The organism is Micromonospora sp. NPDC049203, from assembly GCF_043197215.1.
Taxonomy (GTDB): Bacteria; Actinomycetota; Actinomycetes; order Mycobacteriales; family Micromonosporaceae; genus Micromonospora.
On the sequence record NZ_JBICSV010000001.1, the window covers coordinates 93,228 to 113,457 of the forward strand.

Genomic DNA, 20,230 nt, shown 5'->3' on the forward strand with positions numbered 1-20,230 from the left:
GATCACCGACACCCCTTCCTGCCCAGCAAGACGAGCCTCCCGCATCGCAGGACCCAGAAAAGATCTTGGTACGAAAGCGCCCCTATGGGGGCCATTTCGTACCAAGGTCTCGCGGGCGCCAGGGCGGAAGCGTCCAGTCGACCGCCCTCACCCGCCCAGGCGGCGTGCACGGGCGCGCGCCGCACCGGAGCAGGCGGCCCACCCCGGTGATCAAGGAGTTTGTGTCCTCAGCAGAGCCGGATCCGGACACCAACTCCTTGATCACCGGGGGAGCGGCCGGAGGGCCGGGAGGGGGGTCAGCGGGCGGGGCGGCCGGCCAGGAGGCGGCGCGGGCTCCAGCGCGTGAGGCGCTGGCGGACCTGGCCGCTCGTGGTCACCACCCTTGCCGACCGTTCGGCCAGGCCGGTACGCCAGCGCTGCAGCACCGACGGGGGCAGCAGCGCCGCCATCAGCCGGGTGCGGCGGTCCGCGCCGGCCGCCAGCGCGCCCCGGACCGTACGCAGCGCCGGCTGCAGCTCCGCGTCGGTCAGCGGGTCGCGGGCGTACCGGGCGCGCTCCTCGGCGCGGCCGAGCAGGCGTACGCCGGTCGCGGCGTCCCCGCGCTCGGCGAGCGCCTCCCGGGCCAGCCGCTCGGCGGTCGCCCGCGGGGTCTCCGTGCGGTCCACCCGGACCTGGAAGTCGACGAGCGTGTCGAGCAGCTCGTCCCAGGCGGCGTGCGCGTCGGCGCGGGCCGCCTCGGCGTCCACGCCGACGACCACCTCCCGCGTCTCGCCGCGCTGGCCCGGCACCGGAAGCGCGGTGGCCGCGGGCGTGACCGTCCGGGCACGCCGGCGGCGGCGCAGGGCGGAGCGGCGCAGGGCCGGTACGGCCAGCAGCGCCAGCAGCGCCAGCAGAGCGCCGGCCAGCCACCACGGCCAGACCGGGCTCTCCTCGGCCGGGCCGCCCTGGTTCAGGGCCAGGCCCTGGTCGGCGTCCTTGTCCAGCCGGTCCGTCTCGTTCGGCCCGGCCGACGGGCCGGCCGCGTCGGGAACGGCGGTGCTGCCGGCCGAGGGGGTGACCTCCTCGGGGGCGTCGATGTCCGGCGCCCAGGCCGAGCGGACCGAGCCGGCCACCGCCGCCGCCGGGGTGGCGTCGAACGGCACCCAGCCGATCCCGCCGAAGTAGACCTCGGTCCAGGCGTGCAGGTTCTGGTTGGTCAGCACGTACGTGCCGCCCTCGGCCCTGCTGCCGTTCGTGAACCCGACCGCCACCCGGGCGGGGATGCCGGCGGCCCGGACCAGCCAGGCCATCGCCGCGGCGTACTGCTGGCAGTAGCCGACCTTGGTGGCGAGGAAGTCGGTGATGTCCTCACCGCTGCTGCCGTTGCGGGTGGACAGCGAGTAGGTGAAGCCGTTCTCCACGGAGAAGTAGTCGTAGATCGCCCGGACCTTGTCGTAGTCGGTCGACTTGCTCTTCACCAGCTGCGCGACCAGTTCCTCGACGGCCGGGACCGACGGCCGCTCGGTCTGCTGCCGCATCACCGGGCTGTCCGAGGGCAGTGACGGGGCGGTGCGCAGCGCCGTGGGGCTGAACGTGGACCGGACGTAGTCGAACGAGTAGCTCTTGCCGCGGGCGTTGTCCCGGTTGGAGAAGACGACCTGCTGGTTCGGGTCGTACAGCCAGTTGCCGTTGAGGTCGTCGGTCTTGACCGGCTCGGCGTAGACCGGCAGCAACGGCATGTTGAGGTTCTTCGTCACCTCGACCGTGGCGCGGTAGCGCTGCTGCTCCACGCCGCGCACGGCGCGTTCCCTCGGGTCGGGCAGCGGCCGGGTGATCGGCCGCCCGGTCGGCACGCGTGCCTGGAAGCCGCTCGGCCGAAGGTCGTCGACCACGCCCAGGCGCAGGTAGAACGGCGTCGTCTCGTCGGTGCTGACCTTGACCAGCTCGACTTCCTCACTCTGGTTGAGCTGGCCGCTGAGCGCCGCGAACAGGTCGACCCGGCCCGAACTGCCGCCCTGGCCCGGCCGCCCGCTGCCGTCGCCGGGCCCGTTGCCGACGTTGTTCATCAGGCCGCCGGTCATCCCGGGCACCGCGAGCGGCAGCGCCACCGCCACGATCACGCCGACCACCGCGAGCCGTCGTCCCGCCGCGGCCAGCGGGGACGCCTCCCAGACGTCCACGTCTCGCCCCTCGCCGGTGAACCGGCGGCCGAACCGGCGTACCCGGTCGACGTTGTCGGTGACCAGCAGCCAGAGGTAACCGGCGGCGCCCACCACGAACGGGGTGGCCGGGACGCTGTCCACGTACACCGCGACCGGCACCGAGTAGATGGCGAGCATCGGCAGGCCGGCCAGCGCGGGCCGGCGCAACCCGACCGCGAGCACGTCCACCACCACCGCCACCGCGCCGATGCCGAGCACCGCGAGGAACAGCAGCGAGTCGACGTCCGGCACCTTCACGCCGTACGAGCGCATGTCCTGCAACGACGCCTGGAGCAGGTCGCCGAAGTGGGCGAACGTCGCAGGGGTCGGCACGAACGCGAGCAGTTCGGTGCCGCCGGGGAAGACCCACGTCAGGCCCAGGGTCAGCCCGGCCAGCATGGCGAGCACCTGCCCCCACAGCGGGAACCGGCCCAGGCGGCTCAACGCGGCCGAGCCGGCCACCACGGCGACCACGACGGCGGCCTGGATCAGCCAGGTCCAGCGTTCGAAGATCGCCGACAGCGGTGCCGCCGCCAGCAGCGTCGCCGCCGCGGCGACGAACCCGATGTTGCGGTGCGGGGTCACAGGGACATCCTTCCGGTCATCGTCGTCCGCCGGCCACCGTCTCGGCCATGGCCGCTCGCAGCGCGAAGCCCTGCGAGCCCCGTCCGGCCTGCGGCCACACCATCGGCAGGCGCGTGCCGTGCTCCACCCCGATGACCCGCCAGCCGCTCTGCAGCAGCGCGAGCGCGGCGGCGCCGTGTGCCCGCTCCGCCTCGGCCCGGGCGTTGGGTGGCAGGTTGAGCCAGGTGTTGCTGTCCAGCAGGAACGCCACACAGGTGGCGCCGTTGCCGCGCAAGCCGGCCAGCAGTTCCGCCTCGGCGGCGCCGAGCGTGCCGAGCATCGCGATGATCAGACCGCCGTCGGCCCGCTGCCGGACCTGCTGCACCAGCGTGGTGATCTCGCCGCGCCGGTCCAGGTGCACGTCGGCGAGGTGGTCGAGGAGCAGTCCCTCGCCGCCGGCCTCGGTGGCCCCGACGTCGGCGCCGTTGCCGGTGACCAGCCGCAGCTTGTAGCCGGCCTCGCGCAGGTGCACGGCGACGCTGGCCGCCGCCGAGACCGCCCACTCGAAGCTTGCCGTCGGGCCCTCGCCCCGGTGCCCGCCGGCGCGGGTGTCGAGCACCACCGTGGCGCGGCTCTCCCACGGCTGCTCCTCGCGGCGCACCATCAGCTCACCGGTGCGGGCGGTGGACTTCCAGTGCACCCGGCGCAGGTCGTCGCCCATCCGGTACTCCCGGGTGGCGGCGTCGTCCTCGCCGTGCACCGCCACCGAGCGGGCCCGGCTGTCGCCGCTGCCCGCGTACTCACCGGGGAGCCGCACCGACGGCAGCGGGGTGACCTGCGGGATCACCGTGAGGTGGTCGGTGCTGGGGAACGACCGGGTCAGCTCGCACAGTCCGAACGGGTCGGTCAGCCGGATCACCAGCGGCCCGACCTCGTAGCGGCCCCGCACGTCCGCCCGGACCGTGTACGCCACCGAGCTGGCCTGGTGCGCGCCGAGCCGTTCCAGCACCACCCGGGGGCGGCTGCCCAGCGCGTACGGCAGGCGGTCCTCCAGCAGCAGCGTGCCGGTGGGCAGCCGGGACAGGTTCTGCAACCGCAGCACCACCCGGGAGCTGGCCCCGACCGGCACCCGGTGCGGCTCCAGCGACCTGTTGCAGGCCAGCTTGTACCGGCTCCGCCCGACGTACGCGGCGGCCAGCAGCGGCAGCACGGCGAGCAGGACCGCCACCCGGAGCAGGTCCTTCTCGCCGAGGATGCCGGCGGAGATCGCGGCGGCCACCGCGGCCGCCAGGAAGGAGCGGCCGCGGGTGGTCAGCCCACGCAGGCCGTCGCGCACGTCACGGCCTCCGCGGCTCGTACGGCCCGCGGCTGTTGTTGCCGCCGCCGGGCCGGGTGTCGTACGGCGAGCGCTGCCGGTCGTGCGGGAGCGGCAAGCGGTGCACCAGCTCGGAGACGATCGCGTCGGTGGTGCGCCGGGCCAGCTGCGCGTCGGCGGTGGGGATGATCCGGTGCGCCAGTACCGGCACCGCGAGGACCTGGAGGTCGTCCGGAAGGACGTAGTCGCGGCCCTCCAGGGCGGCCACCGCGCGGGCGGTGCGCAGCAACTGGAGCGTGGCGCGCGGGGACGCGCCGAGGCGCAGGTCGGGTGCCTCCCGGGTGGCGGTGACCAGGTCGATCGCGTACTGCTTGACGGCGTCGGCGACGTGCACCTGCCGGACGTGGCCGATCAGCCGGCGGACGGTGGCCGCGTCGGAGACCGGCCGCAGCCCCGGCAGCGGGTCGGTGGCGCCGTGCCCGTCGAGCATCGCCAGCTCGGCCCGCGGGTCCGGGTAGCCCATGGCGATCCGGGCGGTGAACCGGTCCCGCTGCGCCTCGGGCAGCGGGTAGGTCCCCTCCATCTCGATCGGGTTCTGCGTCGCGATCACCATGAACGGCGTCTGCAACTGGTAGGTGACCCCGTCGACTGTGACCTGCCGTTCCTCCATGCACTCCAGCAGCGCCGACTGGGTCTTCGGCGAGGCCCGGTTGATCTCGTCGCCGACGACCAGGTTGGCGAAGACCGCGCCGGGGCGGAACTCGAAGTCGTGCGTCTCCTGGTTGTAGACGCTGACGCCGGTGACGTCGCTGGGAAGCAGGTCGGGGGTGAACTGGATCCGCCGGACCGAGCAGTCGATGGAGCGGGCCATCGCCTTGGCGAGCTTGGTCTTGCCGACGCCGGGCACGTCCTCGATGAGCAGGTGACCCTCGGCCAGCAGCACCGCCAGGGCGAGCCGGACGGTGGCGGTCTTGCCCTCGATGACCTGCTCGATGTTGGCCACGATGGCCTCGCTGGCGGCGCGGAACTCGTCGTGCGGCAGCAGACCGCCCACCTCGTCCCAGGTCTGTTGTGTCACGGGCCTCCTCCTCGTCGCCTGGACGGCAGCTCTTTATAGAGCACCTGGACCCGCCGTTGGGTTCGCGACGCCGAGCCACGTCTGCCGCAGTAATCTCACTGGCCTCTCAGGCTAACCATGTTTGTCGTTATCGCCGACTCCCGCAGGTGGTCGGTCGGTTACGCCCGGAATATTCGCCAGACCGGGGGACCGGCGCGGGGCCGGAACTGGCGCGCGGGTGCGGAGAGGCGCGAGGTACACTGCGTGCATGGCCGGGTTCTTCCTGCTTCTTACCGAGCCGTGTTGATGCGCTGAAAAGCGCGACAGCACGGCCGCCCCTCCTGCGCGAGGGGCTTTTTTGTGCCCGCAGCAGACCGCCCACATATTTCGTATCGATCCGCGCCGAGGAGACGCCATGAGTGAGGCAGCCGCACCGGCGACCGACATTCCCCCGTTCCGGTACACCGCCGCCCTGGCCGACGAGATCGAGCACCGCTGGCAGGACACCTGGGAGCGCGACGGCACCTTCCACGCCCCGAACCCCGCCGGCCCGCTGGCCGACCCGGGTCACCCGCGCGCGGGCGCCGAGAAGCTGTACGTGCTGGACATGTTCCCGTACCCGTCGGGCGCCGGCCTGCACGTCGGGCACCCGCTGGGTTACATCGGCACCGACTGCTACGCCCGCTACCAGCGGATGGCCGGGCGCAACGTGCTGCACGCGATGGGCTTCGACGCGTTCGGCCTGCCCGCCGAGCAGTACGCGGTGCAGACCGGCACCCACCCCCGGACCACCACCGAGGCCAACATCGAGCGGTTCAAGGCGCAGCTGCGCCGGCTGGGGCTGGGCCACGACGAGCGGCGTTCGGTGGCGACCATCGACACCGACTTCTACCGCTGGACCCAGTGGATCTTCCTGCAGATCTTCAACTCCTGGTACGACGCGGATGCGAAGAAGGCCCGGCCGATCGCCGAGCTGATCGCCGAGTTCGAGGGCGGCACCCGTGCCACCCCCGACGGGCGCCCGTGGGCCGAGCTGTCCGTGGGGGAGCGGCGGCGCGTCGTCGACGACCACCGGCTGGCGTACGTCTCGGAGGCGCCGGTGAACTGGTGCCCGGGCCTGGGCACCGTGGTGGCCAACGAGGAGGTCACCGCCGACGGCCGCTCCGAGCGCGGCAACTTCCCGGTCTTCAAGCGCAACCTGAAGCAGTGGATGATGCGGATCACCGCGTACGGGGACCGGCTGCTGGAGGACCTGGACACACTGGACTGGCCCGAGCCGATCAAGCTGCAGCAGCGCAACTGGATCGGCCGGTCGACCGGCGCGCACATCGACTTCCCGACGGACGCGGCCCCGGTGCGGGTGTTCACCACCCGGCCGGACACCGTCTTCGGCGCCACCTACATGGTGCTGGCGCCCGAGCACGAGCTGGTCGACGTGCTGACGCCGGCCGCCTGGCCGGAGGGCACGAAGGACGCCTGGACCGGCGGGCACGCCGGCCCGCGTGAGGCCGTCGAGGCGTACCGGAAGGCCGCCTCGGCCAAGACGGACGTGGAGCGGCAGGCGGACAGCAAGGAGAAGACCGGCGTCTTCGTCGGCGCCTACGCCACCAACCCGGTGACCGGCGGGCAGATCCCGATCTTCATCGCCGACTACGTGCTGGCCGGGTACGGCACCGGCGCGATCATGGCGGTACCCGCCCAGGACGAGCGGGACTGGGCCTTCGCCGAGGTCTTCGAGCTGCCGATCGTGCGGACCGTGCAGCCGCCGGAGGGCTTCGACGGCAAGGCGTACACCGGGGACGGCCCGGCGATCAACAGCGCCGCGCCGGATCGCGGCATCGACCTGGACGGCCTGGGCGTCACCGACGCGAAGGCGCGCATCATCGAGTGGCTGGAGGCCAGCGGGCACGGCGCCGGCGCGGTCACCTGGCGGCTGCGCGACTGGCTGTTCTCCCGGCAGCGCTACTGGGGCGAGCCGTTCCCGATCGTGTACGACGAGACCGGGGCGCCGATCGCGCTGCCCGAGTCGATGCTGCCGGTCGAGCTGCCCGAGGTGGAGGACTTCTCGCCGAAGACGTTCGACGCCGACGACGCCGACAGCGATCCGGAGACCCCGCTGTCGCGGCGGCGTGACTGGGTGGAGGTGGAGCTGGACCTGGGTGACGGGCCCAAGCGCTACACCCGCGAGACGAACGTGATGCCGCAGTGGGCCGGCTCCTGCTGGTACGAGCTGCGCTACCTGGACCCGACCGACTCGCAGCGCTTCGCCGACCCGGAGAACGAGGCGTACTGGATGGGGCCGCGCGGCGCGGGCGACTGCGGTGGCACCGACCTGTACGTCGGCGGCGCCGAGCACGCCGTGCTGCACCTGCTGTACGCCCGCTTCTGGCACAAGGTGCTGTACGACCTGGGCCACGTCTCGTCGTTCGAGCCGTTCCGCCGCCTGTTCAACCAGGGCATGATCCAGGCGTACGCGTTCGTCGACCCGCGCGGCGCGTACGTGCCCGCCGAGGAGGTCGTCGAGGTCGACGGCCGCTGGTTCCACGGCGAGACCGAGGTCCGCCGTGAGTACGGCAAGATGGGCAAGTCGCTGAAGAACGTGGTCACCCCGGACGACATGTGCGCGGCGTACGGCGCGGACACGTTCCGGGTGTACGAGATGTCGATGGGCCCGCTGGAGGTGTCCCGCCCGTGGGAGACCCGGGCGGTGGTCGGCTCGTACCGGTTCCTGCAGCGGGTCTGGCGCACCGTCGTCGACGAGCAGACCGGCCAGCTGCGGGTCACCGACGAACCGGCCGACGAGGCGACCCGGCGGCTGCTGCACAAGGCGATCGACGGGGTCCGCGCCGACATGGACGGGATCCGGTTCAACACGGCCATCGCCAAGCTGATCGAGCTGACCAACGGCCTGACCCGGCTGGCGCGTACCCCGCGCGAGGTGGCCGAGCCGCTGGTGCTGATGGTCGCGCCGTTCGCCCCGCACATGGCCGAGGAACTGTGGCACAAGCTGGGCCACGAGCACTCACTGGCGTACGCGGACTTCCCGGTCGCCGACCCGGCCCTGCTGGTGGCCGAGTCGGTCACGTACCCGGTTCAGGTGAACGGCAAGGTCCGCGGCCGGGTCGAGGTGCCGGCCGACGCGACCGAGGAGACCGTGCGCGCGGCGGCGCTGGAGGCGGTGGCCGGCACGCTGGCCGGCAAGGAGCCGCGCAAGGTGATCGTGGTGAAGGGCCGGATGGTCTCGGTCGTCGCCTGACCCGGCCGGTGGGCGTGTCCACATCGGGGGCACGCCCACCGCCGGTCATGCCGGCTCGGACCGGCGCCGCCGCTCGGCCCGCCACCAGCGGTGGATGATCAGCACGCTGGCGATCAGGCCGAGGCTCGCCGGCGCGGCCGCGTACCAGTTGATCGAGCCGGGCGTGGTCACCGCCGCGCCGATCGCCGCGTACCCGACGGCGGTGGGGGCGGAGGCGATCACGCTGCCGGTCAGGAACGGCAGCACCCGGGCGGCGGTGGTGCCGTAGCCGTAGCTGACCAGACCGAACCCGGCGATCGGCAGCAGCCGTACGGTGACCACGCCGAAGACGCTCTGCCGGGCGAACCAGCCGTCCAGGCGGGCCAGCCGGCCGCGCACCCGCTCGGCGACGAAGTCGCGGCCGAGCACCCGGCCGACGGTGAAGCCGATGGCCGCCGCGAGCAGCGCCGCGCCGAGCGCGTACGCGGCACCCTGCACCGGGCCGAAGATCGCGCCCGCCGCCAGCGTGACGAACGTGCGCGGCACCAGCGCCACCAGCAGCAGCGCGCCGCCGATCACCGCCGCGGGCGGGCCGTAGTCGCCGAGCGAGTCGGCGAGCCGGGGCAGGTCGGCCGGGTCCGGCCGGGGCACCAGCAGCAGCGTCACGCCGAACCCGGCGAGCAGCAGCAGGAGCAGCCCGAACCGGCGCGCCGAGGGTTGCCGCAGCAACCCGGCGAGCCGGCGGGCCACCGGTCGCCGCCCCGGCCGGGCGGCGTCGGTCACGGCCTCGGTGCGGCGGCCACCGCGGCGCGGCGCTCGGAGCGGAGCCGGTCGGCCCAGGTGTCGTCGAGCGGGGGCAGCTGGTGGATGCCGGTCGCCCAGCGCAGCAGCAGGTCGGCCAGGTCCGGGTTGCGGGCCAGCGCCGGGCCGTGCGAGTAGGTGCCCAGCAGTTTGCCCCGCCACGCGCCCTCGGTGGCGCCGTCGTTGCCGACCCCGGCGGTGACCCGGGCCAGCGGGGACACGCCCGGGCCGAGGTGGGTGCGGCCGCCGTGGTTCTCGAAGCCGGACAGGTGCGGGATGCCCAGCCGCGGGTCGACCTCGCCGGCCAGCTCGCCGACCGCGCGGGTGGGGCCCCGGTCGGAGGAGAGGTCGAGCAGTTCCAGCCCGGCGCAGCGGGTGCCCTTGGCGAAGAAGGAGGTGCCGAGCAGCTGGTAGCCGGCGCAGACGCCGAACACCACCGAACCCTGGGCCACCGCCCGGTGCAGGCCGCCGTCGGCGATCAGGCGCTGGGCGCCGAGCGCCTGCGGGCCGTCCTCGCCGCCGCCGATGAGGTAGATGTCGGCGGTGGCGGGCAGCCGCTGGTCGGAGCGGACCTCCAGCACCTCGACCGGCATGCCGCGCAGCTGGGCCCGGCGGGCCAGGATCAGCATGTTGCCCCGGTCGCCGTACGTGGACAGCAGGTCGGGATAGATCCAGACGATGCGCAGGCTCTCAGTTGACACGGTCCAACTCCGCTCGGATGTCCTGGAAGGCGGTGTAGTTGGCGATGACCTCCAGCCGGCCCGGCGGCACCGCGCGGACCGCCTCGTCGAAGGCGCGTACGTGCTGGAACGGCACGCCGTTGACCTCCAGCCGCACCGCCAGGTCGTACGCCCGGTCGCCGGTGATCAGCACCTGCCGGCCGACCAGCGGGGAGAAGTCCACGTCGAACAGCCAGGAGGTGTCCAGCCCGTCGGGGTCGCGGGCGTTTATGGACAGCAGTGTCGGCGCGACGTCGGCCATGTCGAACGCCTCCAGCCAGCTCGCCGGGTTCTTCGCCAGCAGCAGCCGGATGTTGCGCCCGTCGCGGTCCACCTGGGCGTAGCGGCCGGCCACCGAGGTGACGCTGCCGAGCCGGGAGACCGCGTCCACCGGGCGTACGCCGAACTCGGCGGCGACGGCGAGGGCGGTGGCCGCGTTGCCCAGGTTGACCTTGCCGGGGAGCTGGAGCTGGATCTTGTGCCAGGCGCCTGTGGGGTCGAGCACGCCGTCGTCCTCGACCGTCCAGTTCGGCTCGGGACGGCGCAGCGGGCAGCCGGTGCACCACCACTGCTCACCGGAGCGCTGGATGGTGGAGCCGCACTCGGGGCAGACCCAGGAGTCGTCGTGCCAGCGCTGCCCGGCGCTGAACCAGGTGACGTGCGGCGGCACGTGGCCCTGGGCCGGGTCGGCCGGCGGGCAGGCGGCCCACACCACCATCGGGTCGTCGGCGTTGGCGACCACCCGTACCCGCGGGTGCCGGACCAGGGCGGCGCGCCAGAGCTGCGCCATCATGGCGACCTCCTTGGCGCGGTCGAGCTGGTCGCGGGAGAGATTGAGCAGCGCCACCACGTGCGGCTCGGTCGCCTCCAGCACCTGGGCGAGGTAGTGCTCGTCCACCTCCAGCACCGCGTACGGCGTGCTGCCGGCCTTTGCGAGCGCCGAGGTGTGGCCGGTGGGCATGTTCGCGCCGAAGGAGTTGGTGGCGACCCGGCCGAGCACGCCGACCGCGGCGGTGGTGAGCCGGGTCGTGGTGGTCTTGCCGTTGGTGCCGGACACCAGGGCGATCGCGCGCCCGGCCGAGAGGTGGGCGAGCAGGTCCGGGTCGATCTTGAGGCCGATCCAGCCGCCGATCACCGAGCCGTCGCCGCGACCCGCGGCCCGCGACAGCGCCGCGGCGGTGCGCGACACGGAGCTGGCCACCTTCGCCCGCAAGGGCATCTTCGCGTCCGTCACGCGAGCGAGGTTACCGGACCGCCACCTCCACCAGATCGCCGCCGACGGCGAACCGTTCGGCCGGGGACGGCGCGGCGGACGGCCGGAGCGCGCCGGGCCGGACGGCGGCGGTCGATGTCGGGTAGCGGACGGTGTGGGGCGCCCTCCACCCCCTCCACTCGGCCCCACCCGCGTTGACGTGCGGTTTTGCGCGCCGAAACGCCACGCCACGCGGGCGATTCTGGTTGCAGGTGGAGGGAAGTGGAGTAGAGTGGGGCGCGATGGTGAGGCCGGGAGGGCCACACCGGCCCGGGGGGTCAGCGGCGCCGCGAACGCCGCTCAGGGCGAGGGGGTTGGGCCGATGTTCCTCGGCACCCACACTCCGCGCCTGGACGACAAAGGCCGGTTGATCCTTCCGGCGAAGTTCCGGGACGAACTGGCGGGGGGTGTCGTGATCACCAAAGGGCAGGAGCGCTGCCTCTACGTCTTCCCGATGCCCGAGTTCCAGCGGATCGCCGACCAGTTGCGCGCGCAGCCGATGACGAGCAAGGCGGCCCGGGCCTACAGCCGGGTCTTCTTCGCCAGCGCGCACGACGAGGTGCCGGACAAGCAGGGGCGGGTCACGATTCCCGGCCACCTGCGGTCGTACGCGGCACTGGACCGGGATCTGGTCGTGATCGGAGCGAGCACCCGGGTGGAGATCTGGGACAGGGCGGCCTGGGAGGCCTACCTCGCGGAGAGCGAAGACGACTTCGCCGACATCGAGGAGGGGGTGCTGCCCGGCGGTCTGTAGGGCGTGACGGCGCCCGACGTACTGCGAGATCTCCAGCCGCTTTCGAGTTCCTGGCACCCCTTCCCCGGTGCCAGGCGCACGATCCGACACGGAGGGCCGCGGCCTCCGGCGGGCGGGAGCGGATGGGGATCTGGCGGTATGGCGAGGCGTCGTGGCGACGACGGACACGTGACGGAACGGCTGGCGAACGGGGTGGGGGTCGACATGGGGGAGCTACGCGGCACGCACGTGCCGGTGCTGCTCGAGCGGTGTCTCGAGCTGCTGGCCCCCGCACTGGGCCGGCCCGGTCGCACCGTGCACGTCGACGCCACGCTCGGCCTGGCCGGGCACGCCGAGGCGGTGCTCACGGCGCACCCGGACACGGTGCTGATCGGCCTGGACCGGGACACCGAGGCGCTGGCCCACGCGCGGGTCCGCCTGGCCCGGTTCGCCGACCGGATCCACCTGGAGCACGCCGTCTACGACGAGCTGCCCGAGGTGCTCGACCGGCTCGGTTACCCGGCGATCGACGGGGTGCTGTTCGACCTCGGCGTCTCGTCCCTGCAACTCGACGCGCCCGACCGCGGGTTCGCGTACGCGCAGGACGCGCCGCTGGACATGCGGATGGACCAGACCCGGGGGGTGACCGCCGAGGAGGTGGTGAACACCTACTCCCACCCGGACCTGGCCCGCCTGCTGCGGGTGTACGGCGAGGAGAAGTTCGCCGGAAAGATCGCCTCGGCGATCATCCGGGAGCGGGAGCGGACCCGGATCACGTCCTCGGCCCGGCTGGCCGAGCTGGTCCGCGACGCCATTCCGGCCCCGGCCCGACGAACCGGTGGACACCCGGCAAAGAGAACGTTTCAGGCTTTGCGGATCGAGGTAAACAGAGAACTGGCAGCGCTGGAGACGGCGCTGCCGGCTGCTCTCGACAAGCTCACAGTGGGCGGCCGCATGGTGGTCCTGTCCTACCACTCGCTGGAGGACCGGCTCACCAAGCAGGCGCTCGCCGACCGGGTCCGCAGTAAGGGCCCGATCGACCTCCCGGTCGAACTGCCCGGGTCGGGCCCGACGTTCCGGCTGTTGAGCCGGGGCGCCGAGCTGCCCGGGGAGGCGGAGGTGGCCGCGAACCCGCGTGCCGCCTCGGTACGGCTGCGAGCAGCGGAACGCCTCGACCCGGAGGCGGCCCGGCAGGGGCGTACCGACCGCGAACGGTACCGCCGCCGGGTGAAGGCGATGCACCAACCGGGGACGGGGTCACCGGGGTCCGACGAGGACCCGCGGTCGGCCCCGGGGGACGCGAACGGGACGGACGAGGAGGGGGAGGGGACATGAACGTCGAGAAGCGCGACGGCCGGGGAGCCGTCGGGCAGCGCGCACCGCGGTCGGGGGGCCGGACCGCGGCGCAGCGCACCACGCCGGACACGACGGCGGCCGACCGCCGGGAGCAGGCTCGCGCCCGGGGGGCGCGCGAGTTCCCGACGCAGGGCAGCGCCGCCCTGCGGCCGGCCGAGCGTACCCGGGTCGCCGGCACGCCGGCGCCGCGCCTGCGGGTCGCCCCGCCGGCGCCGATCCGGGTTCCCCGGGCGCCCTTCGTCGCGTTGATCCTGGTGCTCGTGGTCGGTGGGGTGCTGGGCATCCTGGCCGTCAACACCAAGATCAACGAGAACGCCTTCAAGCTGGAGAAGCTCCAGCAGCAGCAGAACAAGCTGAACGTCGACGAGCAGGAGCTGAAGAAGCAGATCGCCGAGCAGAAGGCGCCCGGCAACCTCACCGCGAACGCCCGCAAGCTCGGCCTGGTCGAGTCCGAGGACCCGGCGTACATCCGGCTGCCGGACGGGCAGACCATTGGGGTGCCGCACCCCGCGCAGGGCGCCCCGTCGGTCACCAGCCAGCAGGGCAACGGAGGCTGAGCGATGCCGCCGAGATCGGAGGATCCGCGCCGGGACGCCACTGGCTCCCGGCGCGGATCGTCGCGGGGGTCGGAGCCGCGCGAGCCGGGCCTCGGCGGGATCTCCGACGCCCGCGCGTACACCCCGCGCGGGCGGACCGTGCGCGAGGGCGGCGGCGCCGAGCAACGGCGTACCCCCCGGAGCAACCGGTCCGGCGACCCGTTCCGGCCCGCGTTGCAGGTGCTCGACGGCGGCCGGGCCGGGCGGGCCGGCACGCGCGAGCCCGCCACCGACGGCGCCCGGTCCGGCCGCCGGTCCGCCGCCGCTGGCGGCCGGGCCGGCGTGGTGCGGACCGTCTCGTCCCGGCCGGTGCGGGAACCGTTCGACGACGAGGACGACGCGCCGCCGCCGCGCCGCCGGTCCCAGCCGCGCCGCCCGGCCGCCCAGCCCCGCCGCCCGGTCCGCAAGCCGCGCCGGCCGCCGCGGCTGGGCGACCCGCGCCGGCGCCTGCGGCTCGGCACCGTGCTGGCGCTGGCGCTGTTCGCCAGCATCGGCGTGCGGCTGGTCTACCTCCAGACCGTGGACACCCCGGCGTACGCCGACGGCGGCCTGCCCAACCGGCTCGCCGTGGTCGAGCTGCCCGCCGCGCGCGGGGCGATCCTCGACCGCGGCGGCGAGCCGCTGGCGCACAGCGTCGAGGCCCGGTACGTGTTCGCCGACCCGACCCGGGTCAAGGACCGGTTCGCCACCGCGCGCCTGCTCTCCCCGCTGCTCGGGATGCCCGCCTCCGACCTGGCCGAGAAGATGCGCGAGCGCACCCTGCCCGGCAGCGACACCCCGTCGCAGTTCGTCTACCTGGCCCGTGGTGTCGAGATCAGCACCGCGAAGAAGATCATGGCGCTGGAGCTGGCCGGCATCAACGTGCACCGCGACGAGCGCCGCGAGGTGCCCGGCGGCGACCTGGCCGCCAACCTGATCGGCTTCGTCAGCCAGGACATGAACGGCCTGGAGGGCCTGGAGGCCAAGTACGACGACGTGCTGCGCGGGCAGGCCGGCAAGCGGACCTACGAGGTGGGCCTGGGCGACCTGGCCGCACCCATCCCGGGCGGCTACAGCCGCACCACCCAGCCGCAGCCGGGCAGCTCGCTGAAGCTCACAGTCGACCGGGACCTCCAGTTCATGACGCAGCGGATCCTGGCCCGGCAGACGGCGAAGGTGAAGGGCAGCGTCGGCGCGGCGGTGATCATCGAGGTCCCGAGCGGTGAGGTGCTGGCGCAGGCCAGCCAGCCCACGTACGACGCGGCCAATCCCACGAAGGTCACCTCGCCGGCCGACCGGGACGACGCGGCCACCACGTTCGTGGTCGACCCCGGATCGATCCACAAGGCGATCACGTACGGCGCGGCGCTCCAGGAGGGCGTGATCACGCCGGAGACCTCGTTCCCGGTGGCGAACACGATCGTGCGGGGCGGTGTCACCTTCCGCGACACACACCCGGTCGGCGGCCGCACCATGAGCATCCCCGGCATGCTCGCCTTCTCGTCGAACGTCGGCACCATCGAGATCGCCGAGAAACTGGGCAAGGAACGGCTGTTCGACTACCAGAAGCGGTTCGGGCTGGGCCAGGCGACGGGTGAGGGCATGCCCGGTGAGGCGCCCGGCCGGCTGCTCCCGCCGGACCAGTGGAGCGGCTCGGCGTACGGGTCGGTGCCGATCGGGCACAGCGTGGACGCCACGCCGCTGCAGATGGCCGCCGCGTACGCCACGATCGCCAACAACGGCACGTACGTGCAGCCGCACCTGGTCAAGGAGACCATCGGCGCGGACGGCGAGCGCAGCCCCGCCGCGGCGCCCACCACCCGGTCGGTGCTCAGCCCGGCCAACGCGGCGGCGCTGCGCCAGATGATGGAGGCGGTCACCACCGTCGACGGCCCGGACGGCCAGGGGACCGGACTGGCCGCCGCCGTGCCCGGCTACCGGGTGGCCGGCAAGACCGGCACCGGGCTGCGCTACGACGGCGGCAAGCTCCAGCCCGGCGAGGTCGGCTCGTTCATCGGCATGGCCCCGGCGGAGAACCCCCGGTACGTGGTGGCGGTCTTCGTGTGGAGCCCCGGCGGCGGTGGCGGCGCGGTCGCCGCGCCCGCGTTCCGGGAGATGATGGGCTTCACTCTCCGCCACTACCGGGTGCCGCCGTCGCTCACCAACAAGTCCCCGAAGTTCGAGGTCTTTCCGCGCTGAGCGGGAACGGCGGGACATCATCGGGGAGTGGCGACGAACCACCGGGGCGGCTGTGCGGTCGGAACCGGACGACCGGGTAGGGTCTGACGCCGTGCCCGGCAATCCACGTCCCACAACCGTGCGTCCCGTACGGCTCGGCGACCTCGCCGCCCGCGTGGCGGCGACAGCGCCGGAGGAGGCCGCCGAGCCGGCCGTCACCGGCGTGACCCACGCCAGCCAGGAGGTACGCCCCGGCGACCTGTACGCCGCCCTGCCCGGCGCCCGGCGCCACGGCGCGGAGTTCGCCGCCGCCGCCGCGCGGGCGGGCGCGGTGGCCCTGCTGACCGACCCGGCCGGCGCGGAGCTGGCCGCCGGGAGCGGCCTGCCCGTGCTCGTCGTCGACGACCCGCGCGACGCGCTCGGCGAGGTGGCCTCGACCATCTACGGCGACCCGACCGCCGGCCTGACCGTGATCGGGGTGACCGGCACCGCCGGCAAGACCTCCACCAGCTACCTGGTCGAGTCCGGGTTGCGCGCCGCCGGGCACGTCACCGGGCTGATCGGCACCGTGGAGACCCGCCTCGGCGACCTGGTGATCGACAGCGTCCGGACCACTCCGGAGGCCACCGACCTGCACGCCATGCTCGCGGTGGCCCGCGAGCACGGGGTGGACACCGTGGTCATGGAGGTGTCCAGCCACGCCCTCGCCATGGGCCGGGTCGGCGGTGTCCGGTTCGACGTCGGCGGCTACACCAACTTCGGCTCCGACCACCTGGACTTCCACGCCGACGAGGCGGACTACTTCGCGGCCAAGGCCAAGCTGTTCGACGGCCGCTGCCGGGTCGAGGTGCTCAACCACGACGACCCGGCGCTGCGCCCGCTGTACAGGCCGGGCACCGTCACCTACTCGGCGGCCGGCGACCCGGACGCGACCTGGTGGGCCGACGGCGTCGACGGCGAGGGGTACGCGCAGCGCTTCGCGCTGCACGGGCCGGACGGCCTGACGCTGCCCACCGGCGTCGCGCTGCCCGGCCGGCACAACGTCGCGAACGCGCTGCTGGCCGTCGCGCTGCTGGTCGCCGCCGGGGTGGACCCGCGGACCGCGGCGCGCGGCGTGGCCGCCTGCGGTGGCGTACCCGGGCGGCTGGAACTGGTCAGCGGCGACGCCCCGGTGCGCGGGGTGGTCGACTACGCGCACAAGGCAAACGCGATCGAGGCGGTGCTGACCGCGCTGCGTGGCCTGACCACCGGCCGGCTGATCTGCGTGCTCGGCGCCGGCGGCGACCGGGACCGGGGCAAGCGGCCGGTGATGGGCGGGGTGGCCGCGCGCGGCGCCGACGTGGTGCTGGTGACCGACGACAACCCGCGGACCGAGGACCCGGCGGCGATCCGGGCCGAGGTGCTGGCCGGCGCGTACGCCGCCGCGACCCCGGCCCGCGTCATCGAGGTGCCCGGACGGCGGGCGGCGATCGAGGAGGCGGTCCGGGTGGCCGAACCGGGTGACGTGGTGGCGGTGCTGGGCAAGGGCCAGGAACGCGGCCAGGAGATCGGCGGCGAGGTGCTGCCGTTCGACGACCGGGTGGAGTTGGCGGCGGCGCTGCGCGCCCGCTTCGGTGACCTGGTGGGTCAGCGGTGATCCCGCTGACGCTGGCCGAGGTGGCCGCAGCTGTCGACGGCCGGCTGGCCGGCGCCGACCCGGACGCCCGGATCACCGGCACCGTCGAGTTCGACTCCCGCAAGGTGGGCCCGGGCGGGCTGTTCGTCGCCTTCCCCGGCGAGCGGGTGGACGGCCACGACTACGCGGCCGGCGCGGTGGACGCCGGCGCGGTGGCGGTGCTCGGCACCCGGGAGGTGCCGGGCGTGCCGATGGTGCTCGTCGGCGACACGCTCGACGCGATGGGCCGGCTGGCCCGTACGGTGGTCGACCGGCTGCCCGCGCTCACCGTGATCGGGCTGACCGGCTCGTCCGGCAAGACCACCACCAAGGACCTGATCGCCCAGATCGCGGTCCGGCTCGGCCCGACGGTGGCGCCGCCCGGCTCGTTCAACAACGAGCTGGGACACCCGTACACCGCGTTGCAGGCCACTGCGGAGACCCGCTACCTGGTGATGGAGAAGGGCGCCCGCGGGGTCGGGCACGTCCGCTACCTGTGCGACGTGGTGCCGCCGCGGATCTCGGTGGTGCTCAACGTCGGCGTGGCGCACCTCGGCGAGTTCGGCTCGGTGGAGGCCATCGCGCTCGCCAAGGGGGAACTGGTCGAGGCGCTCCCGTCCGACGGGCTGGCGGTGCTCAACGCCGACGACCCGCGGGTCGACGCGATGGCGGCGCGGACCCGGGCCCGGGTGGTCCGCTACGGCGAGTCGGAGCGCGCCGACGTGCGCGCCGTGGACGTGACGCTGGACGGCCGGGGACGGCCGTCGTACACCCTCGTCACCCCGGAGGGCAGCGCGCCGGTGCGGCTCGGGCTGACCGGCCGGCACCAGGTCTCCAACTCGCTCGCCGCCGCGGCGGTCGGCCGGGAGCTGGGCCTGCCGCTGCCCGAGCTGGCGGCGGCGCTGAACGAGCTGGGCCTGGTCTCCACCCGGCGGATGGACGTGTTCGAGCGCCCCGACGGCGTGACGGTGATCGACGACTCGTACAACGCCAACCCCGCCTCCACCGGCGTGGCGCTGCGGGCGTTGGCCAGCATGCGCGGCGAGGGGCGTACGGTCGCGGTGCTCGGCTACATGGCCGAGCTGGGCGACTTCGAACTTCAGGGGCATCAGCAGGTCGGCCGGCTCGCGGCCGACCTGGGCGTGGACCGGCTGCTCGTGGTGGGCGAGCCGGCGGCGCCGATCCACGAGGGCGCGACAGCGGTAGGTAACTGGGGAGGAGAGTCGGTGCTGCTCACCGATCAGGCGGCGGCCGTCGAGGTGCTGCGGAGCGAGCTGCGTCCGGGAGACGTGGTGCTGGTTAAGGGCTCCCGGTACCGGACCTGGGAGGTGGCCGACGCGCTGCGCGCGGACGCCCGGGAGACGGCCACGGAGGGCGGCGCGGCATGAGGGCGGTCATCGTCGCCGTCGGCGTCGCGTTCCTGATCTCGCTGTTCGGCACCCCGATCGCGATCAAGGTGTTCGCCCGGCTCAAGGCCGGCCAGCCGATCCGGTCGAACCTCGGGCTCGCCAGCAACGAGGGCAAGAAGGGCACGCCGACGATGGGCGGCGTGGTCTTCATCCTGGCCACCGTCATCGCGTACGTGGCCGGGCACCTGGCTCTGACCACGCTGCCGGACGCGCAGATCGCCCAGGTCGAGCCGACCATCACGGCGCTGGTGCTGCTGGGGCTGATGGTGTTCTCCGGCGCGGTCGGCTTCATCGACGACTTCCTCAAGGTGCGCAAGCGGCACAGCGGTGGCCTCAACAAGCGGGGCAAGCTGGCCGGGCAGATCCTGGTCGGCGCGGTCTTCGGCGCGGTGGCGGTCTACTTCCCGTCCAGCATGACCGACGCCGGCGGCAACGCGACGAACACCGAGACGGTGGGCAGCACCACGCTGAGCTTCATCCGGGACATCCCGGCGCTGGAGATCGGCAAGATCGGCGCGGTGATCGTGATCATCATGGTGGTGATGGCGGCCACGAACGGCGTGAACCTCACCGACGGCCTGGACGGCCTGGCCACCGGCGCCTCGGTGATGGTGCTCGCGGCGTACGCGCTCATCGCGTTCTGGCAGTACCGGCACTGGTGCGCCGACCCGAACTACACCGAGGCGTACTGCTACACAGTGCGCGATCCGCTGGAGATCGCGCTGATCGCGGGCGCGGCGGCCGGTGCCTGCGTGGGCTTCCTGTGGTGGAACACGTCCCCGGCGCGGATCTTCATGGGCGACACCGGCGCGCTCGGGCTGGGCGGCCTGATCGCCGGCATGGCGATGTCCACCCGGACCATCCTGCTGCTGCCGATCCTGGGCGGCCTGTTCGTCATCGTCACGATGTCCGTGGTCATCCAGATCATCTCCTTCCGTACCACCGGCAAGCGCGTGTTCCGGATGTCGCCGTTGCAGCACCACTTCGAGCTGGCCGGCTGGAGCGAGGTCAACATCGTGGTCCGGTTCTGGATCATCGCGGGCATCGGCGTGGCCATCGCACTGGGGCTGTTCTACAGCGAGTTCCTCGCCGCGGTCAGCTGACGCCGGGGGTGTGCGGATCCGACACGCCGACCGGGCCGTTGCGCCACGGGCGGGCGGGTGGAGCGGCCATGATGGGCCTGTGGGGGAGGGACGAGACAT

At 73.6% G+C, this 20,230-nt stretch carries 13 protein-coding genes and 1 pseudogene; 8 read left to right on the plus strand and 6 right to left on the minus strand.

What is annotated here, in order from left to right:
- Window positions 1–296: 296 nt before the first annotated feature.
- The 3 genes and pseudogenes from ACGFIA_RS00440 to ACGFIA_RS00450 form a co-directional block, all read right to left on the minus strand.
- Window positions 297–2,785: pseudogene (locus ACGFIA_RS00440) on the minus strand (DUF3488 and DUF4129 domain-containing transglutaminase family protein).
- On the minus strand, window positions 2,782–4,080 hold the full coding sequence (locus ACGFIA_RS00445) for a DUF58 domain-containing protein (RefSeq protein ID WP_393257641.1): 1,299 nt from the start codon (window positions 4,078–4,080) through the stop codon (window positions 2,782–2,784). Before ACGFIA_RS00445 ends, ACGFIA_RS00440 begins: the two are co-directional and overlap by 4 nt.
- Before the next feature lies 1 nt (window position 4,081).
- The gene (locus ACGFIA_RS00450; RefSeq protein WP_357380761.1) at window positions 4,082–5,137 is read right to left on the minus strand and encodes a MoxR family ATPase; all 1,056 of its coding nucleotides are present in this window, start codon (window positions 5,135–5,137) and stop codon (window positions 4,082–4,084) included.
- 394 nt (window positions 5,138–5,531) lie between these two features.
- Between ACGFIA_RS00450 and leuS the strand changes: the two genes are divergently transcribed.
- Window positions 5,532–8,372 (plus strand): leucine--tRNA ligase, encoded by a 2,841-nt coding sequence (gene leuS / locus ACGFIA_RS00455; protein WP_357469566.1) that lies wholly within the window; start codon window positions 5,532–5,534, stop codon window positions 8,370–8,372.
- A 45-nt stretch (window positions 8,373–8,417) separates the two neighbouring features.
- On the opposite strand, the gene ACGFIA_RS00460 is transcribed toward leuS, so the two are convergent.
- From ACGFIA_RS00460 to ACGFIA_RS00470, 3 genes are read right to left on the minus strand one after another with little or no spacing between them, the layout of a single operon-like run.
- Window positions 8,418–9,101 carry a TVP38/TMEM64 family protein gene (locus ACGFIA_RS00460; protein WP_393258563.1) on the minus strand — a complete coding sequence of 228 codons (684 nt, stop codon included), beginning with the start codon at window positions 9,099–9,101 and terminating at the stop codon, window positions 8,418–8,420.
- Window positions 9,102–9,130: 29 nt separating this feature from the next.
- The gene (locus ACGFIA_RS00465; protein WP_357380771.1) at window positions 9,131–9,853 is read right to left on the minus strand and encodes a glutamine amidotransferase; all 723 of its coding nucleotides are present in this window, start codon (window positions 9,851–9,853) and stop codon (window positions 9,131–9,133) included.
- Complete coding sequence (locus ACGFIA_RS00470; protein ID WP_357476813.1) at window positions 9,843–11,090, minus strand: MurT ligase domain-containing protein; 1,248 nt, start codon at window positions 11,088–11,090, stop codon at window positions 9,843–9,845. Before ACGFIA_RS00470 ends, ACGFIA_RS00465 begins: the two co-directional genes overlap by 11 nt.
- Before the next feature lie 355 nt (window positions 11,091–11,445).
- Here ACGFIA_RS00470 and mraZ point away from each other — a divergent pair, with 355 nt between their 5' ends.
- From mraZ to mraY, 7 genes are all read left to right on the plus strand, one after another.
- Entirely contained in the window at window positions 11,446–11,877 is a 432-nt protein-coding gene (gene mraZ / locus ACGFIA_RS00475) for a division/cell wall cluster transcriptional repressor MraZ (RefSeq protein ID WP_073831045.1), read from the plus strand.
- Between the two features lie 204 nt (window positions 11,878–12,081).
- On the plus strand, window positions 12,082–13,191 hold the full coding sequence (rsmH, locus tag ACGFIA_RS00480) for a 16S rRNA (cytosine(1402)-N(4))-methyltransferase RsmH (RefSeq protein ID WP_357381164.1): 1,110 nt from the start codon (window positions 12,082–12,084) through the stop codon (window positions 13,189–13,191).
- On the plus strand, window positions 13,188–13,769 hold the full coding sequence (locus tag ACGFIA_RS00485; protein ID WP_357380773.1) for a hypothetical protein: 582 nt from the start codon (window positions 13,188–13,190) through the stop codon (window positions 13,767–13,769). Before rsmH ends, ACGFIA_RS00485 begins: the two co-directional genes overlap by 4 nt.
- 3 nt (window positions 13,770–13,772) lie before the next feature.
- Window positions 13,773–15,986 carry a peptidoglycan D,D-transpeptidase FtsI family protein gene (locus ACGFIA_RS00490; protein ID WP_393257648.1) on the plus strand — a complete coding sequence of 738 codons (2,214 nt, stop codon included), beginning with the start codon at window positions 13,773–13,775 and terminating at the stop codon, window positions 15,984–15,986.
- 52 nt (window positions 15,987–16,038) lie between these two features.
- Window positions 16,039–17,601 (plus strand): UDP-N-acetylmuramoyl-L-alanyl-D-glutamate--2,6-diaminopimelate ligase, encoded by a 1,563-nt coding sequence (locus ACGFIA_RS00495; RefSeq protein WP_357380777.1) that lies wholly within the window; start codon window positions 16,039–16,041, stop codon window positions 17,599–17,601.
- Complete coding sequence (gene murF / locus ACGFIA_RS00500) at window positions 17,598–19,007, plus strand: UDP-N-acetylmuramoyl-tripeptide--D-alanyl-D-alanine ligase (RefSeq protein ID WP_393257652.1); 1,410 nt, start codon at window positions 17,598–17,600, stop codon at window positions 19,005–19,007. The genes ACGFIA_RS00495 and murF overlap by 4 nt, the downstream gene beginning before the upstream one ends.
- Window positions 19,004–20,131, plus strand: a complete 1,128-nt coding sequence (gene mraY / locus ACGFIA_RS00505; protein WP_357380781.1) for a phospho-N-acetylmuramoyl-pentapeptide-transferase — start codon at window positions 19,004–19,006, stop codon at window positions 20,129–20,131. Before murF ends, mraY begins: the two co-directional genes overlap by 4 nt.
- Window positions 20,132–20,230: the final 99 nt, after the last annotated feature.

Coding starts and splice junctions, on each gene's coding strand:
- mraZ (WP_073831045.1), top strand. CDS start 11,446: ATGTTCCTCGGCACCCACACTCCGCGCCTGGACGACAAAGGCCGGTTG.
- ACGFIA_RS00485 (WP_357380773.1), top strand. CDS start 13,188: ATGAACGTCGAGAAGCGCGACGGCCGGGGAGCCGTCGGGCAGCGCGCA.
- ACGFIA_RS00470 (WP_357476813.1), bottom strand. CDS start 11,090: ATGCCCTTGCGGGCGAAGGTGGCCAGCTCCGTGTCGCGCACCGCCGCG.
- ACGFIA_RS00490 (WP_393257648.1), top strand. CDS start 13,773: ATGCCGCCGAGATCGGAGGATCCGCGCCGGGACGCCACTGGCTCCCGG.
- rsmH (WP_357381164.1), top strand. CDS start 12,082: ATGGGGGAGCTACGCGGCACGCACGTGCCGGTGCTGCTCGAGCGGTGT.
- leuS (WP_357469566.1), top strand. CDS start 5,532: ATGAGTGAGGCAGCCGCACCGGCGACCGACATTCCCCCGTTCCGGTAC.
- mraY (WP_357380781.1), top strand. CDS start 19,004: ATGAGGGCGGTCATCGTCGCCGTCGGCGTCGCGTTCCTGATCTCGCTG.